At 59.8% G+C, this 16,245-nt stretch carries 17 protein-coding genes; 9 read left to right on the top strand and 8 right to left on the bottom strand.

The annotated features are described in order from the left end of the window. Positions 1 to 7: 7 nt before the first annotated feature. The 3 genes from EDE05_RS12955 to ccmA are packed head-to-tail and all read right to left on the bottom strand — an operon-like array spanning position 8 to position 2,110. Entirely contained in the window at positions 8 to 766 is a 759-nt protein-coding gene (locus EDE05_RS12955; RefSeq protein WP_105374452.1) for a heme ABC transporter permease, read from the bottom strand. A gap of 43 nt (positions 767 to 809) precedes the next feature. After that, positions 810 to 1,469, bottom strand: a complete 660-nt coding sequence (gene ccmB / locus EDE05_RS12950; RefSeq protein WP_132410769.1) for a heme exporter protein CcmB — start codon at positions 1,467 to 1,469, stop codon at positions 810 to 812. Beyond that, entirely contained in the window at positions 1,466 to 2,110 is a 645-nt protein-coding gene (gene ccmA, locus EDE05_RS12945; RefSeq protein ID WP_132410771.1) for a heme ABC exporter ATP-binding protein CcmA, read from the bottom strand. The genes ccmB and ccmA overlap by 4 nt, the downstream gene beginning before the upstream one ends. 269 nt (positions 2,111 to 2,379) lie before the next feature. On the opposite strand from ccmA, the gene acnA reads away from it, so the two are divergent. The 4 genes from acnA to EDE05_RS12925 all read left to right on the top strand — a co-directional run bounded on the left by acnA (position 2,380) and on the right by EDE05_RS12925 (position 7,521). Beyond that, positions 2,380 to 5,073, top strand: a complete 2,694-nt coding sequence (gene acnA / locus EDE05_RS12940) for an aconitate hydratase AcnA (RefSeq protein WP_132410773.1) — start codon at positions 2,380 to 2,382, stop codon at positions 5,071 to 5,073. A gap of 90 nt (positions 5,074 to 5,163) precedes the next feature. After that, positions 5,164 to 5,901 (top strand): TSUP family transporter, encoded by a 738-nt coding sequence (locus EDE05_RS12935; protein ID WP_207914841.1) that lies wholly within the window; start codon positions 5,164 to 5,166, stop codon positions 5,899 to 5,901. A 192-nt stretch (positions 5,902 to 6,093) separates the two neighbouring features. Further along, a complete protein-coding gene (locus tag EDE05_RS12930) occupies positions 6,094 to 6,843 on the top strand; it encodes a thioredoxin family protein (RefSeq protein ID WP_105374449.1) in 750 nt (249 codons plus the stop codon). 291 nt (positions 6,844 to 7,134) lie between these two features. Further along, on the top strand, positions 7,135 to 7,521 hold the full coding sequence (locus EDE05_RS12925) for a DUF2794 domain-containing protein (RefSeq protein ID WP_112803533.1): 387 nt from the start codon (positions 7,135 to 7,137) through the stop codon (positions 7,519 to 7,521). A gap of 3 nt (positions 7,522 to 7,524) precedes the next feature. On the opposite strand, the gene EDE05_RS12920 is transcribed toward EDE05_RS12925, so the two are convergent. From EDE05_RS12920 to EDE05_RS12905, 4 genes are all read right to left on the bottom strand, one after another. Continuing rightward, positions 7,525 to 8,082 (bottom strand): GNAT family N-acetyltransferase, encoded by a 558-nt coding sequence (locus tag EDE05_RS12920; RefSeq protein WP_132410775.1) that lies wholly within the window; start codon positions 8,080 to 8,082, stop codon positions 7,525 to 7,527. 119 nt (positions 8,083 to 8,201) lie between these two features. Then, the gene (locus EDE05_RS12915; protein ID WP_132410777.1) at positions 8,202 to 8,948 is read right to left on the bottom strand and encodes a Bax inhibitor-1/YccA family protein; all 747 of its coding nucleotides are present in this window, start codon (positions 8,946 to 8,948) and stop codon (positions 8,202 to 8,204) included. Positions 8,949 to 9,181: 233 nt separating this feature from the next. After that, positions 9,182 to 11,725: an ABC transporter permease gene (locus EDE05_RS12910; protein ID WP_132410779.1), complete on the bottom strand. Its 2,544-nt coding sequence runs from the start codon at positions 11,723 to 11,725 to the stop codon at positions 9,182 to 9,184. Continuing rightward, positions 11,722 to 12,432, bottom strand: a complete 711-nt coding sequence (locus EDE05_RS12905) for an ABC transporter ATP-binding protein (protein ID WP_112803492.1) — start codon at positions 12,430 to 12,432, stop codon at positions 11,722 to 11,724. Before EDE05_RS12905 ends, EDE05_RS12910 begins: the two co-directional genes overlap by 4 nt. A 77-nt stretch (positions 12,433 to 12,509) precedes the next feature. On the opposite strand from EDE05_RS12905, the gene EDE05_RS12900 reads away from it, so the two are divergent. The 4 genes from EDE05_RS12900 to EDE05_RS12885 all read left to right on the top strand — a co-directional run bounded on the left by EDE05_RS12900 (position 12,510) and on the right by EDE05_RS12885 (position 14,593). Beyond that, positions 12,510 to 13,160: an arylesterase gene (locus tag EDE05_RS12900; RefSeq protein WP_132410781.1), complete on the top strand. Its 651-nt coding sequence runs from the start codon at positions 12,510 to 12,512 to the stop codon at positions 13,158 to 13,160. Positions 13,161 to 13,225: 65 nt separating this feature from the next. Continuing rightward, positions 13,226 to 13,816, top strand: coding sequence for an RNA 2',3'-cyclic phosphodiesterase (gene thpR / locus EDE05_RS12895; RefSeq protein WP_105374443.1), 591 nt, complete (start codon positions 13,226 to 13,228; stop codon positions 13,814 to 13,816). 13 nt (positions 13,817 to 13,829) lie between these two features. Then, a complete protein-coding gene (locus EDE05_RS12890; protein ID WP_112803496.1) occupies positions 13,830 to 14,132 on the top strand; it encodes a 4a-hydroxytetrahydrobiopterin dehydratase in 303 nt (100 codons plus the stop codon). A gap of 62 nt (positions 14,133 to 14,194) precedes the next feature. After that, positions 14,195 to 14,593 (top strand): YkvA family protein, encoded by a 399-nt coding sequence (locus EDE05_RS12885; protein WP_132410783.1) that lies wholly within the window; start codon positions 14,195 to 14,197, stop codon positions 14,591 to 14,593. Between the two features lie 11 nt (positions 14,594 to 14,604). Here EDE05_RS12885 and EDE05_RS12880 read toward each other — a convergent pair whose 3' ends face one another. Continuing rightward, positions 14,605 to 15,171 carry a sigma-70 family RNA polymerase sigma factor gene (locus tag EDE05_RS12880; RefSeq protein ID WP_105374440.1) on the bottom strand — a complete coding sequence of 189 codons (567 nt, stop codon included), beginning with the start codon at positions 15,169 to 15,171 and terminating at the stop codon, positions 14,605 to 14,607. A 335-nt stretch (positions 15,172 to 15,506) separates the two neighbouring features. On the opposite strand from EDE05_RS12880, the gene EDE05_RS12875 reads away from it, so the two are divergent. Beyond that, a complete protein-coding gene (locus EDE05_RS12875; protein ID WP_132410785.1) occupies positions 15,507 to 16,010 on the top strand; it encodes an invasion associated locus B family protein in 504 nt (167 codons plus the stop codon). The last annotated feature ends 235 nt before the right edge of the window (positions 16,011 to 16,245 follow it).

Here is a 16,245-nt window from a genome sequence, read left to right as displayed (position 1 = left end):
CACCCTGTCATGCCTCCCGTCCGGCCGCGCGGGCGGCAAGCCGTCGCTGGGCGGCGACGCGGCGCCGCCAGATCTCGTTACGCATTGCCGCGATGTGCAGCGTGAAGAACAGCAGTGTGAAGGCGATGGCCATCACAAGCAGCGGCCAAAGGAATTCCCCGTCGATGGTGGGTCCGTCCAGACGAATGACGCTCGCCGGCTGGTGCAGCGTGTTCCACCAGTCGACCGAGAATTTGATGATCGGAATGTTGACGAAGCCGACAAGGATGAGGACGGCGGAAACGCGCGCTGCCTTGGACGGATCGTCCATCGCGCGGTTGAGCGCAATAAGGCCTAGATACATCAAAAAAAGCACAAAGACGGAGGTCAGCCGCGCGTCCCAGACCCACCAGGTGCCCCACATCGGCCTTCCCCAGAGCGAGCCTGTCGCAAGCGCAATCAGCGTGAAGGCAGCACCTAGCGGCGCGGCGGCCCGGTGGCTGACATCGGCAAGCGGATGTCGCCAAACCAGAGTCCCGATCGCCGAGAGCGCCATCACCGAGTAACACATCATCGACAGCCAGGCGGCCGGGACATGCACATACATGATGCGCACCGTCTGCCCCTGCTGATAGTCGCCTTCGGTTGCGAAGCTCAGATATAGGCCGATAGCAAACAGAACAGCGGTGACGGTTCCCATCCAGGGCAGGACGCGCGCGGCCAGTGCCAGGAAGCGCGTCGGGTTGGCAAGATCGCTCAGTTTGGTGATCGCGAGGCTTTGGGTCATGAGCGCTTTCTAATCTAAGTCGCGGGCAGCATATTGATTCTAGTCAATCGTTGGCGTTTCTCAAAGCCAGCGCCGCACCCAGCGGTCCTAGTACCGCAAAAAACATCGTGATCGCCACCAATATAAGAAAAGGCGGCATAAAGGGGGCGGGATCCTCGACGGCGGCGTAGGAGGCGCTGACACCGAAGATCAGCACTGGGATCGCCAAAGGAAGGACAAGGATCGAAACCAGCAATCCCCCACGGGGAAGAGCGACGGCAACTGCGGCGCCGACCGCACCGATGAAAGTCAGCGCCGGCGTGCCGATAAGGAGCGTCAGCATGGTTGCGCCGATCGCCGTCTCGTTCATGTTCATGAACAGCCCGAGCAGCGGCGAGGCGATCACCAGCGGCAGGCCGTTGCCCAGCCAGTGGGCCAGGCATTTGACGAGGACCGTCAGAACGAGCGGATGCTCCTGCATCAGGAGAAGATCGAGCGATCCGTCCTCGCGATCGGTCTGGAAAAGACGGTCCAGGCCGAGAAGGGCTGAGAGCAGCGCGCCGATCCAGACGATCGCCGGGCCGATGCGGGAGAGCAGGTTCAGATCCGGCCCGACGCCGAAGGGAATGACGGCGACGACGGTCATGAAGAACAAGACGCCGATCAACGCTCCGCCGCCGGCGCGGACTGAAAGCTTGAGATCGCGAAATAGGAGGGCGGTCACCATCTCTCTCCCATGATGCCGGAAAACCCTGTCATCCGTAACTCCTTCGCATTCTCCAGCCCGAGCGGCTGGTGAGTGGCTGCGAGCAGAATGCCACCTTTGGCGAGATGCGCCTTGATCAATGTCGTGAACACTCCCTCCGCATTCACGTCCAGCGCTGCTGTCGGTTCATCGAGAATCCAGACGGGGCGATAGGCGACGAGGAGCTTTGCGAAGGCCATGCGCCGTTGCTGGCCGGCCGACAGATAACCGAACGGCAGGTGGACGATGCTTCCGAGGCCCACCAGTTCGGCGGCTTCGTGTACCGGCAGGCCATGGCCGCCTTTGACGTCGCCGAAGAAATCTTTCCAGAATGCGAGGTTCTCGGTGACGGAGAGTTCCGCCTTCATGGCGTTGCGGTGGCCGAGGTAGTGACAGGCTTCCGCGGCGCGCATTCCCGATTCGGCTGATTCGGAATGCCACTCCACCCGTCCGCTCTCCGGACGAAGCAATCCGGCCACGACGCGCAGCAGGGTCGATTTTCCCGAACCATTGCGGCCGGTGAGCACGAGGCTTTCGCCCGTTTCCAGAGCAAAGGAGACGTCTTTGAAAATCAGGTCTTCACCGCGTCGTGCGGCCAAACCGTCGGCCGTCAGCCGCATACTCGATGCCTTTGTTAAGATTTTAACCACCCGACTGAAAAATTTTGCGCGATTGCCACTTTAGCAGTCTGGAACCCTTCTTAGAAATTATCTATAAGCACTGCAACCACGCCAGCGGCCGGCGTGATTTCCATCTTGCGCCGAACCTGAAGACCTAAAAGATCTTCTCGTGCGGACAGCGGAAATGGTCGCACCCGCATCCTGATGTGCATGAAGTGCATAGGCGTCCGCACGCGCGTGTTGGCTCTATATCAGCGGGGTTACTATCCGTGGCTAAATCTCTCGACAGTTTCAATTGTCGTTCTGTCCTCACCGTAGGCGGCAAGGACTATGTCTATTACAGCCTTCCCAAAGCCGAACAGAACGGCTTGGCCGGCGTCTCGAAACTCCCCTTCTCCATGAAGGTGCTGCTCGAGAACCTGCTCCGCTTTGAAGACGGTCAGTCGGTGACGAAGGAGCAGATTCTTGCGGTTGCCGAATGGCTGAACAACAAGGGTCTGGCTGAGGCGGAAATCGCCTACCGCCCGGCCCGCGTGCTGATGCAGGACTTCACCGGCGTTCCGGCCGTCGTCGACCTCGCGGCCATGCGCGACGGCATCAAGGCGCTCGGCGGCGATGCGGAAAAAATCAACCCGCTCGTTCCGGTCGATCTCGTCATCGACCATTCGGTCATCGTCGACGAATTCGGCACGCCGCAGGCGTTTGCCAGGAACGTCGAGCTGGAATACGAGCGCAACGGCGAGCGTTACCGCTTCCTGAAGTGGGGTCAGCAGGCGTTCAAGAATTTCCGCGTCGTTCCTCCGGGTACCGGCATCTGTCACCAGGTTAATCTCGAATATCTCGGCCAGACGGTCTGGACCAAGGACGAGGACGGCGAAACGATCGCCTATCCGGACACCTGCGTCGGCACCGACTCCCATACCACGATGATCAACGGCCTTGGCGTCTTGGGCTGGGGCGTTGGCGGGATCGAAGCCGAAGCGTCCATGCTCGGCCAGCCGGTCTCCATGCTGCTGCCTGAAGTGATCGGCTTCAAGCTCACCGGCAAGCTCAAGGAAGGCGTCACCGCGACCGACCTCGTGCTGACCGTCGTGCAGATGCTGCGCAAGAAGGGCGTGGTTTCCAAGTTCGTCGAATTCTTCGGTCCGGGCATGGACAACATGCCGCTCGCAGACCGCGCAACGATCGGCAACATGGGCCCGGAATACGGCGCGACCTGCGGCTTCTTCCCGGTCGACGGCGAAACCATCAACTACCTCACCATGTCCGGCCGCACGCATGAGCGTATTGCGCTGGTAGAGGCCTATTCCAAGGCTCAGGGCATGTGGCGCGAAGGCGACGGTTCCGACCTGGTCTTCACCGACACGCTGGAACTCGATCTCGGCGACGTCGTGCCGTCGATGGCAGGCCCGAAGCGTCCGGAAGGCCGCATCCCGCTTGAAAACATCGCGTCCGGCTTCGCCACTTCGCTCGAAGGCGAGTACAAGAAGCCGGGCCAGCTCAGCAACCGTTACGCTGTCGAGGGTACGGATTTCGATCTCGGCCATGGCGACGTGGCGATTGCCGCAATCACGTCCTGCACCAATACGTCCAACCCGTCGGTACTGATCGCTGCCGGCCTTCTCGCCCGCAATGCAGTCGCCAAGGGCCTTAAGTCCAAGCCATGGGTCAAGACCTCGCTCGCACCGGGATCCCAGGTTGTCGGCGAATATCTTGCCAAGTCGGGCCTGCAGGCAGATCTCGACAAGCTCGGCTTCAATCTCGTCGGCTTCGGCTGCACCACCTGCATCGGCAACTCCGGTCCCCTGCCGGCGCCGATCTCCAAGACGATCAACGACAAGGGTCTCATCGTTTCGGGCGTGCTTTCGGGCAACCGTAACTTCGAAGGCCGCATCTCGCCTGATGTCCAGGCCAACTACCTCGCTTCGCCGCCGCTCGTCGTTGCCTACGCGCTCGCCGGCACGGTGCAGAAGGACCTGACCAAGGAGCCGATCGGCGAAGACCAGAACGGCAACCCGGTCTATCTCAAGGACATCTGGCCGACCTCGCACGAAGTGCAGGAATTCATCCAGAAATACGTCACCCGCGAACTCTACGAAACCAAATATGCCGACGTCTTCAAGGGCGATGCGAACTGGCAGGCGGTCAAGGTTCCCCCGGGCGATACCTATGCATGGGACGACAAGTCGACCTACGTGCAGAACCCGCCCTATTTCGTAGGCATGGGCAAAAAAGGCGCTGGTCTCAAGGATATCAAGGGCGCCCGCGTCCTCGGTCTCTTCGGCGACAAGATCACCACCGACCATATTTCTCCGGCCGGTTCGATCAAGGCGGCATCGCCCGCCGGTGCCTATCTCACGGAAAACGGCGTCGCCGTTGCGGACTTCAACCAGTACGGCACGCGTCGCGGCAATCATGAAGTGATGATGCGCGGCACGTTCGCCAACATCCGCATCCGTAACCACATGCTCGGTCCGAACGGCAAGGAAGGTGGATACACCATCCACTATCCGTCGAAGGAAGAGATGTCGATCTACGATGCGGCCATGAAGTACAAGGAAGAGGGCGTTCCGCTCGTCATCTTCGCCGGTGTCGAATACGGCAACGGTTCATCGCGCGACTGGGCGGCAAAGGGCACTAATCTGCTTGGGGTCAAGGCCGTCATCGCCCAGTCCTTCGAACGTATCCATCGCTCAAACCTGGTCGGCATGGGCGTCGTCCCGTTCGTCTTCGAAGAAGGCACGACCTGGGCTTCGCTCGGCCTCAAGGGTGACGAGACTGTCACCATCGAAGGCCTGGAAGGCGACATCAAGCCGCGCGAGTGGAAGACCGCCAAGATCACCTATGGCGACGGCACGGTGAAGGAGATCAACATCCTTTGCCGTATCGATACGCTTGATGAGGTCGTCTACATGAACAACGGCGGCATTCTGCAGACCGTTCTGCGGGATCTTGCCGCTTAAAGGCGATTGATCTGCACCCGCCGGAGGTTTTCCGGCGGGTGCATTCCGCTCCTGAACTTTCCCGCGTTACCTTCCGAAGGTCCGGCTACCTTGGCCATCGTCATCTTCATCGGAATGGCCGTCACAGTTTTCCTGACATCCCTGCTTTCGGGAATTTTCGGGATGGCGGGCGGGCTGATCTTGCTCTGGGTCCTGCTTTTTCTCTATCCGGTCGGGACCGCGATCGCCATTCATGGCGTTATCCAGATGGTATCGAACGGGTCCCGCGCCTGGTTCTCGCGCGCCTATATCGACTACAAAATCCTTGGCATTCTCGGCTTGGGGCTGATCATCTCAAGCATTTTCCTGTTGATCGTCGACTACCAGCCGAACATCGTCGTCGTGCTGATCGCAATCGGCCTGATGCCGATCCTGGTGTGGCTGCCGGTCTCGAAGCTCCAGCTCGATGCCTCGAAACCGTCCCATGCGCTTTTCTGCGGCCTGATCGCCGGAGCCTTGACGGTCGGCGTCGGCGTTTCCGGACCGACTATCGACATCTTCTTCATCCGCACCATGATGGACCGGCGCAAGGTTATCGCCACCAAGGCGGCGATCCAGGTCGCCTCGCATGCCACCAAGGTCGTCTTCTACTGGAATGCGGCTTCGGTTCTGCCGCCGACCGATTGGATAGCTATTCTGGTCGCGGCGCCGATCGCAATTTTCGGGGCGCGCGCCGGCAATGGCATCCTGCAGCGGATAACGGATGCGAACTTCAGGGCCTGGACGCGCTGGATTGTGACGGGCGTGGGCGCGGTCTATTTCACCCAAGGCCTTTTGAAGCTGATCTGATCGCGGCTGACGGCCGAAAGAAGATCGGATTGGATTGGCGAAACAATGGCGATCAAATATCCGGTCTTCACCCCTTCGTGACTTTCTCTTGACGGGAGGGGGTGGTTACCTTCCGCCGTCCCACGCGTTAGGCTCTTGATCGCCGCGAGCAATAGTGGATAACAGATGCCCTGATAAGGAGGTCCACCGCCGATGCCGTTCCGCTCCATTTCTCTGGTCCTTCTTGCGAGCCTGGTCTCCGCCGGCGCTGCGTTTGGGGGCGAGGTGAGGGCTCCCAAGGGCGTCGTCGAGCTATTTACCTCGCAAGGTTGCTCCTCCTGTCCGCCGGCGGATGGGACGCTGCGCGATCTGGTCGTGCAGGGGGATGTGGTCGCGCTTTCCTATCACGTGGACTATTGGAATTATCTCGGCTGGACCGACACCTTGAGTTCCAGGGAAAATACCGAGCGTCAATATGGCTATGCGAAGACGTTGGGGCGAAGCGGCGTCTACACGCCGCAAGCGATCATCAACGGCCGCGAGCATGTAAAAGGCACCGATCTTGCCCTTATCAACGATAAGGTGAAGGGTCTGAACGACAGCGGCAACGGGCTGAACGTACCGGTGACTGCCGCCATGCGGGGAGACGAGATTGAGATCGAGATCGGTGAAGGCAAGGGTCAGGCGGACGTCGTCGTCGCTTACTTCACCAAGCGTCAGCAGGTGGATGTCACCAAGGGTGAGAACAGCGGCAAGACCATGGAATACTGGCACAGCGTCTACGACGTGCAATCCGTCGGCACCTGGAACGGCCAGAGCATGAAGCTCAATCTCCCGGGTAAACTGATGGGTAAATCGAAGAAGGACGGCTGCGCGATCCTCTTGCAGACTTCGGGTGCCGGAGGGGAGCCCGCGGCCATTCTCGGAGCTACAATTCTCATGGCTGGCCGCAAGAAATACTGATCCGCCGCAGCCGGGCTTCGTCCGTTCAGGGAGAATCGGTCGGCGGCCCGATCCAGGAACATTGGGGGGCTGGGGGTAAGGGTCAATGCACCGGATCGGGCCATATGGCGCTAGGAACGCGCCAACCGATAGGCGCCAATCTCGCTTTGAAATCTGGCGCTGTTTTGTCCGAAATAGGGCGAGAATAAAAAACGCCAAGTCCTCTCCACAGCTCGGCGATCCCCGGGGTTGCATTTTTCGGGCTCTCGGGCAGACTGTCACATCTCCGACATTTGTGATTTGGGAGCCTTGATGACCGATCAGCCGGAATTGCCGGGGGGCGAAAGAACGCAGGAAACCACCGTCGTCAATCTCCACGAATACCGGCAGAACCGCGATCCCGTTCCTGTTACCTTTCACAGACGCGAACTCGACGCGATTCTGAGGATCTACGGGCGCATGGTAGGCGAAGGAGAATGGAAGGACTACGCGATCGATCATCTCAGGGATCGGGCGGTTTTTTCCATCTTCAAGCGGGCGGGCGAGATGCCGCTTTACCGGATCGAAAAGAATCCCAAGCTAGCCGGGAAGCAGGGCGCCTATTGCGTGCTCAACACCCACGGAATGATCCTGAAGCGTGGCCATGAACTGCCGCAGGTGCTCAAGGTCTTCGACAAGGTTTTGAAACTGATTGACTGAGCCTTATCCGGCAAACAGAGTGCCGGGATAGGCACTTGGGTCTGGATCGGTTTCCTTGCCCTCACCGAGAGAGATCTGCATCAGAACCGTATCCAGCCATTTCCCATGCTTGAAGCCGGTGCCCTTGAGCGTGCCGGTCATTTCGAAGCCGAGACTGGCATGCACCGCTACGGAAGCCGGGCTCGCCCCGCCGATGACGGCGATCATCTGCCGGAAGCCGAGCGCCTCGCAGCGGATAAGGAGCTCCTTCAGAAGCGCCTTGCCCACTCCTCTGCCGCGCGCTTCCGGAGCGAGATAAATGGAATCCTCCACCAGCCACCTGTAGGCCGGCCGGGTCCGGAAGGCCGAGGCATAGGCATAACCGAGCAAGGCCCCGTTCTCGCCTTCTGCGGCGATGTAAGGATAGCCCTTCGCTTTGATCGCTTCGAAGCGGCTCGTCATCTCGACTTGGTCCGGCGGGACGATTTCGTAGCTGGCCGTACCGTTGAGGACGCTGTCGCAGTAAATTTCAGTAATGACTGGGAGATCGAAGGGAGAAGCATCGCGAATGCGGAAAGTCATGGAGGGAAATCACTGGCAGGTGAAAGAATGTCGTATCGCCCAGCCTATGCGGCGGCTTCCAGCGGGGCAACAAAAAAGGCGGCTGAGGAGCCGCCTTTTTCTATTCATGCCCTGCAGGCTTATTCGTCGCGGTTGCCCATGAACTGCAGCAGGAACGTGAAGAGGTTGATGAAGTCGAGGTAAAGCGTCAGTGCGCCCATGATTGCCTTGCGACCCATAACGGCAACGTCGTCGCCATCATAGTACATTTCCTTGATCTTCTGCGTATCGTAGGCGGTGAGGCCCGCGAAGATCAGCACGCCGATCACGGAGATCGCGAAGCCCATCGCAGAAGACTGCAGGAAGATGTTGACGATTGAGGCGATGATCAGGCCGAACAGACCCATGATCAGGAACGTGCCGAAGCCCGACAGATCCTTCTTGGTCGTGTAACCGTAGAGCGACAACGCGCCGAAGGAGGCGGCGGTCACGAAGAAGGTCTGCACGATGCTCTCGCCGGTGAAGACCAGGAAGATCGAGGACAGAGACAGGCCCATCAGCGCGGCATAGACCCAGAAGGTTGTCTGCGCGGCCGCGACGCTCATCGAATTGATGCGGAAGCTCAGGAAGAAGACCATCGCCAGCGGAGCCAGCATGACAACCCATTTCAGCGGGCTGGTATAAAGGAGCTGGCCGAAAGCCGTAAGCTGGCCGTCGGCAACCGCCATCTGCCATGTCAGGAAGGCCGCTACACCGGTGATCGCAAGCCCGAGCGCCATCAGGTTGTAAACCTTGAGCATATAGGCGCGAAGGCCTTCATCGATCATCGCGCCCGACTGGGCGCCAGCGCGCGCCATTCGGTTCTGGTAGTTGTTAAAGTCAGCCATTGTTTCCTCTTTAAGCTCCGGAATTATTCACGGTGTCGGGCCCCCTTATCTTCAGACCCAGGCGCCGCTGCGGAGCTCCAGCAAGCCTACCGGCAAATATGATGTGATATTGCTTTACATACAAGAGGTGTGGCGAGCGAAAACGCAAACCACTACGGCAATTTAGCAACCTGAAGACGTTATGACGGCAAGTTTATCGGCGAACATGGGCGTGCAATCATCCCAAGGTTGAATCACAGTTCGCGGAGCACAGGCGCAGCTTTCTGCCCAAGGATACGCCAGGTTCCTGCGAGGCCGATTCCGACCGTCAGAACGAGAGATACAGCGAGCGTAAGGACCGCGACATCCGGGAGGAACGTCGACGGCAGCCTCATGATGCGGCTGACGACGAACCAGGCGGAGATGCCGCCGGCAAGCAGCGCGAAGACGGCGGTTGCTGCGCCGAGCATCATATATTCGTAACTGAAGGCGCGCATCAGCATGCTGCGGGTTCCGCCCAGAGTCTTGAGGATGACGGCGTCGTGGGTTCGCGCCCGATTGCCCGCGGCGAGGGCGCCGGCAAGTACCAGAACGGAAGCGATGAGGGCTACAGCGGCCGCGGCGCGAATGGCTGTGGCGAGCTGGCCGATCAGCTGATCGACAATATCGATCGCATCCTTGACGCGAACGCTGGTGATTGTCGGATAGGCGTTTGTGACGGAGCGAAGGGTCGCGGCTTCCTGCCCAGGTGTCGCAGAAGGGTCGGTAAGGGTGGCAAGCCAGGCGTGCGGCGCGCCGCGGAACGTGTTGGGCGAGAAGACCATCACGAAATTGATGGCAAGCGATTCCCACTCGACGTTTCGGAAATTGGCGATGCGGGCGGTAATGTTGCGGCCGAGCACGTTGACGGTGACGGTGTCGCCGAGTTTCAGTCCCAGTTCGCTCGCCTCTTCGGCGGAAAACGAGACCAGCGGCTCTCCGCTATAGTCGGATGGCCACCACTGGCCGGCGGTCAATGTCGAGTTGGCAGGCAGCTTTTCCTCGTAGGTGATGCCGCGGTCGCCGCGCAACACCCAGCGACCGGCTGGGGGCACGTTCATTTGCGTGACGTCCTGGCCGTTGAAGGCCAGAATCCTGCCGCGAAGCATGGGCACCTGCGTGACGGAACCCTCTGGCGAATGCTGGTTGAGAATGTCCAGGAAGCCTTCGCGCTCGGAGCTCTGGATGTCGACGAAGAAGAAATTCGGAGCCTGCCTGGCGATCTGGCCCGTGAGCTGCCGGCGCATATTGCCGTCAATCAGGGCAAGCGTCACAAGGAGAGCGAGGCCAAGGCCCAGAGAGAGTACAACGGAAGGCGTCAGCGCACCGGGCCGATGGATATTGCCGATCGCAAGCCTCAATGCCGGCGAATTCATGCGCGGGCTCCGGCGCGCAAGGCCGGCAATCAGGACGGCGACGAGGCGAAGCAGAACGAAGGCTGCGGCGACGGCGGCAAGGAACACCGCTGCGACGAACCGGTCTTCGGCGGTGACGATCGACAAGGCTGCAAGAGCTGTCAGCGCAGCCGCCGCTGCTACGAGATAGGGCCAGGAAGGTAGCCGGACGTTGTCGAAGCTCTGCTCGCGAAAAAGCGCTGTTGCCGGTACTTCGCGAGCGTGGCCGAGCGGCAGGATTGCAAAGGCGAAGGTGATCAGCAGTCCGAAGAAGGCAGCATAGAGGAGAGCGGAGGGATAGAATGTCACCTCTTTCGGAACCGGAAGAACGCCCTCGAGAAACTGCAAGGCTATAAAAGGCGCGGCTGCGCCGATCGCCAGCCCGATCGCAATGCCGACGGTGGTCAGCATCAGGATCTGGATGAGGTATATCAGCGTCACCACCGAAGCCGGTGAGCCGAGGCATTTGAACGTGGCGATTGTCGTCCGCTTTGCATCGAGGAAAGCCCGCACGGCATTGGCGACACCGACGCCGCCGACGATGAGCGCGGTCAGGCCGACAAGCGTCAGGAACTGCGAGAAACGTTCGACATTTTCCGTCAGCGACGGTGCTGCGCGGTCGCTCGAACGGATCGACCAGCCGGCGCTCGGGAATTCGCGATTGGCACGGCCGGTCAGTGTCGCGCGAATTGACGGGTCGTTGAGTTTGACTTTGTAGGCATGCTCGACAAGGCTGCCGGTGGTGATGAGGCCGGACGCCAGGAGCGCCTCCCTTCCGATCAGCAGGCGGGGTGCAAATCCGAAACCGTCGGACAATGCATCGGGCTCGGCGGCGATCGTCCCGCGCAGCGTCAGCTTCACATTGCCGAGCAAGATCTGGTTGCCCTGGCGGAGTCCGAGGCGTTCCAGCAGCAAGGGGGCGGCCAATGCACCAAAACCATCGCCGTCTTTGGCGAGCAGATCGGGAAGCGGCGCCGAAGGTTCAGAGCGGAAGGTTCCGTAAAGCGGATAGAGGTCGTCAACCGCCTTGACCTCTGCAAGCGCCTGTTCCGAACCGTCCGGCTTGCGGGCCATCGAGCGCAGGCTGGTTGAAAGGCTTACCTCGCCCAAGCTGTCGAGGAAGGCACGCTCCGCTTGCGTCGCTTCCCGATTGTTGAGTTCGAAGCGAACGTCGCCCGCGAGGATTTCCTGCCCCTGGCTGGCAATGGCGCCCGTGATGGCGCGCGAAACCGAGTTTACCGCAGCAATCGCCCCCGTACCGAGCGCGATACAGGCGAGGAAAATATGAAACCCTGCCAGGCCGCCGCGCATTTCGCGCAGTGCCAGGCGGAAAGAAATGGAAAGGCGGGGGAAGACGCGGTTCATGCAAGAACCGCCTGAACCGGAGGATGGATCGCACTGTCGCCGACGATTTCACCGGAGCGGACCCGGATCTGCCTGGAGCAGCGGGCAGCGAGCGCATTGTCGTGGGTGACGAGCAGCATGGTCATGCCGCGCTCGGCCTGCTTGGCAAACAAAAGGTCGGCAATCTGCCGCCCGGTTTCCGCGTCGAGATTGCCGGTCGGCTCGTCGGCGATCAGCACGGAAGGCGACGGCGCGAGCGCGCGCGCTATTGCCACGCGTTGTTGCTCGCCGCCGGAAAGCTGACCGGGATAATGGCTGAGGCGTTCGCCGAGGCCGACGGCGGCAAGTTCCCGTTTGGCGATGTCGAACGGGTTCTTCACGTTCGCAAGCTCCAGCGGTACGGCGACGTTTTCCAGCGCAGTCATGTTGGCGATCAGGTGGAAGGACTGAAATACGATGCCGATCTTTCGGCCGCGAAATTCGGCGAGGGCGTCTTCGGAAAGCGCATGAAGAGGCGCGCCGTCGATGACGATCTCTCCGCTGTCCAGACGCTCCAGACCGGCGAGCACCATCAAAAGGGTGGATTTTCCCGAACCGGAGGGCCCAACGATGCCGACCGCCTCATTGGCCCGGATCTCCAGGTCGATGTTCTTCAACACATGCACGGAAGCCGCCGCGCTGCCGAGGGTGAGATCAGCCTTCTTCAGCGTGATGATGGTTTTAGTCAAAGCAAAGCTTCCTATATTGGCCTTGAAACGGGCATTCCGTGCCGCATGACAGTGGCGTTCAATCTAGGAGACGAACCGTGAGTTTTAAAGCAAGCGCCCTTCACTTCATCGTCATGTCGGCGCTTTGGCTTATCGGATTGCCGGCGGTCGCTGAGGACCGGTCGATTCAGCTCATCGGCTTCGGTGACAGCCTGATGGCGGGCTATCAGCTTGCGCCTTCGGAATCCTATACCGCCCAGCTCGAGGCGGCGCTCAGGGCAAAAGGCCACAATGTGGCGATAACCAATGCAGGCGTCTCGGGCGATACGACCTCCGGTGGCCTTTCGCGCATCGACTGGTCGGTGCCGGACGGGACAGACGGCGTCATCCTGGAACTCGGCGCCAACGATGCGCTTCGCGGCATCTCCCCGGAACAGTCGGAGCGAAACCTCGATCTCATGCTCGCCCGCCTGAAAGAACGGGGGATTGCGGTTTTTCTGGTCGGCATCCTTGCCCCTCCGAATATGGGCGGCGACTACGCCCAACGCTTCAATCCGATCTACCAGCGGCTTGCCGACAAATATGGCGTGCCGCTCTATCCATTTTTCCTCGACGGGGTGACGACAGTGGAGGGAATGCAGCTCGAAGATGGCATGCATCCCAACGCCAAGGGGGTTGCAGTAATGGTCGAGAAGACGATCCAGCCTGTCGAAAGCTTCCTGGGGGAGATTAAGGATAACGGCAAATAACATCTTGCACGGAACCCCGTTGCATGATTCGCTGTTAACATCTGCAAAGATTCGAGGAGGTCCCTATGCCGAGACTATTCACCGCCCTCGAAATTCCACGCAATGTAGCAATGAGCCTATCACTGCTGCGCGGCGGGCTTCCCGGAGCCCGATGGATCGATGTGGAGAATTATCACATCACCCTGCGCTTCATCGGAGATGTCGATGGCCGCACGGCCGATGAGATCGTCGACCGGCTGGACCGTATCGACCGACCGGAATTCCAGATGACCTTGACCGGGATCGGTTCGTTCGGGTCCAAGAAGCCTCATTCGGTGTGGGCCGGGGTTGCTCCATCGCCGGACATCTACGCACTTCAGGCGGAAATCGAACGGATCTGCCAGCGCATCGGCCTGCCGCCGGATCCGCGCAAGTTCACTCCGCACGTTACTCTGGCGCGGCTCAAGAACTGCCGGCTGGACGACATGGTGCAATATCTTTCCGGCCGCGGCAATTTCTACACCGCGCCATTTACCGTCTCACGCTTCGTGCTGCTGTCATCGAAGGAATCCGTCGGCGGTGGGCCGTATCTGACGGAAGAGGTCTTCCCGTTGCAGGATATCAGCTACGGCAACGCCCATGCCGCAGATCTGGAACCGGTGAAGGGCCTCCTTTAAGGAGCGCTTTCGCATGCACTACGAAAAGCTGGATACGGCCGCTGCTGAACGCGAGCTCGCCTCACTGGATGGATGGGAGCTGAAGGCGGAAGGTGACGCCATCTTCAGGAGCTTCAAGTTCAAGAACTTCATAGAGGCCTTCGGCTTCATGACGGAATGCGCCATGCGCGCCGAGAAGCTCAATCACCATCCGGAGTGGGCGAACGTTTATTCCCGGGTGGATGTGCTGCTGACGACGCACGACGCCGAAGGCCTGACGGACCTTGATTTCAAGCTGGCCAGAGCCATGGACAAGGCATTCTCCCGCCGCAATTGAACTGCATTTTCCGGGCGCCCATATTGGGTACACGCGGCAAATGCCGAGCGAAGGGAGAAACCATGGACAATGTGAAGATTGGTGAGATCCTCCTGCCGGGTGACGAGGAAACGCAAGAACGCCAGGAGCGGCAGGTGCGTGCGAAGTTCTGGCCGACGCTGAAGCGCGCCGTCAGGCAGGTTCCTTTCAGCCGCGACCTGGTTGCCGCCTATTACTGCGCCGTCGACCGTCGTACGCCGGCGCGGGTGCGCGGCGTATTACTTGCAGCTCTTGCCTATTTTGTCCTGCCACTCGATTTCGTGCCCGACGTCTTCGCGCTTGTCGGCTTTACGGACGATGTCGCCGTATTGGCCGTCGCTTTTCGGATGATCCAGGGACATATCGCCGATCGCCACTACGACGCCGCCGACGAGGCTCTCGCGGACAATCCGGAGACGACAGCCGGTGCGGGCGCGAAATAACGGCTCTACCCTCAAACCAGCGAGGCCGGCTCTTCGAGCGCTTTGCGGAGCCGTTCGAAAGCAAGCCTGATGCGCGATTTCACGGTACCAAGAGGGATGCCTGTCGAAGAGGCTATCTCCGAATGGGTCTGGCCGAGGAAAAAAGCCGCGCGCACGAGCTGCATCTGTTCATCGGGAATGTTCTCGAGCGCGGCCCGCACCCTTGCATCACTTTCTGCCCGTTCGAGCAGGATATCCGCACTCGGCACTTCGGGGGGGCAAAACCAGTATTCGCTGATCTCTATCTGCCGATGTTTAGCCCGGCGGTCCCTGTCGATGCGGCGGTTGCGTGCGATCCGATAAAGCCAGGTTGAAAGGGAGGACTGGCTGGGGTCATAAAGATGCGCTCGATGCCAAAGAACAGCCATGACCTCCTGCACCAGTTCCTCCGCCTCGTCCGGCTTCATCGAGCGTTTGACGAGCCATGACTTCAGACGAGGAGCGAAATGGTCGAACAGCGTTGCAAAAGCCGTCTGATCGCGGTTGTCGGCCACCGCCTTGGCCAAATTGGCGAAGTGGTCTTTCTCATCCAGGTCCATCTAATTTACGCAAACTTTCCCATAGGAGGCCCCGTCATATTCGCCCATTCTAATGTCATATAGGGACCGAGGAAAAGGACAAACTCTTGCCCCAATCCTTGTGTCACTGATTGACAAACCACATGAAAAATTCCCCGCCAGATGAGACTTGGAGATAGTTGCGAGGAGGATGTCCACGCAGGGGCGTGGCGGTGGATGGGACATTTACAGTATTTCAACGGTGCGATTGACGCTTTGGTAACCAGGATTAAGTCAAAATGAACCGAATCAGGATCATGCCTGGCAAAGGCTTGCCCGCTCGGGCCGTTGCAAGAAGACAAAACCGGCAGGAGACCATGTCTGTAAGAACAATCGCAACCGCACTGGCACTCACGCTGGCGAGCGCCAGCGTCGTTTTCGCTCAAACCCCAACGCGCATCCAGCAATTCAAGGCGTGGGGTGCCTATTCCTATAAATCGGGCAATAGTACCGTCTGCTATGTACTGTCGGTTCCGACCGCCAAGGAGCCAGCAAGCGTCGACCACGGCGATATCTTCTTCATCGTGACGCAGCGCCCGGGCCAGAACATCTCCTACGAGCCGCAGGTGATGGTGGGCTATCCGCTGCAGTCGAATTCCAAGGTCACCGTCACGATCGACAACAAGAACTTCGTGATGTTCACCAAGGACAAGGCCGCCTGGGTGGAGAATGCTGCCGAAGAGCCGGCGCTGGTCGCAGCCATGAAGACCGGTCAGAACATGAGCGTCAGCGCGGTCTCAGGCCGCGGTACCAAGACCTCCTACGCCTATTCGCTCTCGGGCATTTCCGCTGCGCTGAAGCAGATCGAAGCCTGCAAGTAAGCTCTGTTGCACCGATGGTTGAAGAAAGGCCGGCCTCTCGCCGGCCTTTCGCGTTTCAGCAAGAATGGACGCGGCGGCAATTTAATGATAAAGGCCCTGACAACGAAGGTCAGGCGCCAAAGCGCCCCTATGACCGAGATTGGTTTCACATACAGACATGCGCTCGCCGCTCCGCTTCAGAACCGGGGGCAAGGCCATGTGTTCGATGGGATAAGAGAATGTCGGTATCCGAGGC

The sequence above is a fragment of the Neorhizobium sp. R1-B genome (assembly GCF_004368875.1).
Classification (GTDB): Bacteria; Pseudomonadota; Alphaproteobacteria; order Rhizobiales; family Rhizobiaceae; genus Neorhizobium; species Neorhizobium huautlense.
The sequence above is the reverse complement of the archived record's forward strand: the minus strand, read 5'-3'. Positions and strand labels throughout refer to the sequence as shown.

Excerpts from the sequence above, each read along its gene's own strand:
- EDE05_RS12955 (WP_105374452.1), bottom strand. The coding sequence starts at position 766 with ATGACCCAAAGCCTCGCGATCACCAAACTGAGCGATCTTGCCAACCCG.
- ccmA (WP_132410771.1), bottom strand. The coding sequence starts at position 2,110 with ATGCGGCTGACGGCCGACGGTTTGGCCGCACGACGCGGTGAAGACCTG.
- EDE05_RS12930 (WP_105374449.1), top strand. The coding sequence starts at position 6,094 with ATGCCGTTCCGCTCCATTTCTCTGGTCCTTCTTGCGAGCCTGGTCTCC.
- EDE05_RS12925 (WP_112803533.1), top strand. The coding sequence starts at position 7,135 with ATGACCGATCAGCCGGAATTGCCGGGGGGCGAAAGAACGCAGGAAACC.
- EDE05_RS12920 (WP_132410775.1), bottom strand. The coding sequence starts at position 8,082 with ATGACTTTCCGCATTCGCGATGCTTCTCCCTTCGATCTCCCAGTCATT.
- EDE05_RS12915 (WP_132410777.1), bottom strand. The coding sequence starts at position 8,948 with ATGGCTGACTTTAACAACTACCAGAACCGAATGGCGCGCGCTGGCGCC.
- EDE05_RS12910 (WP_132410779.1), bottom strand. The coding sequence starts at position 11,725 with ATGAACCGCGTCTTCCCCCGCCTTTCCATTTCTTTCCGCCTGGCACTG.
- thpR (WP_105374443.1), top strand. The coding sequence starts at position 13,226 with ATGCCGAGACTATTCACCGCCCTCGAAATTCCACGCAATGTAGCAATG.
- EDE05_RS12890 (WP_112803496.1), top strand. The coding sequence starts at position 13,830 with ATGCACTACGAAAAGCTGGATACGGCCGCTGCTGAACGCGAGCTCGCC.
- EDE05_RS12885 (WP_132410783.1), top strand. The coding sequence starts at position 14,195 with ATGGACAATGTGAAGATTGGTGAGATCCTCCTGCCGGGTGACGAGGAA.
- EDE05_RS12880 (WP_105374440.1), bottom strand. The coding sequence starts at position 15,171 with ATGGACCTGGATGAGAAAGACCACTTCGCCAATTTGGCCAAGGCGGTG.
- EDE05_RS12875 (WP_132410785.1), top strand. The coding sequence starts at position 15,507 with ATGTCTGTAAGAACAATCGCAACCGCACTGGCACTCACGCTGGCGAGC.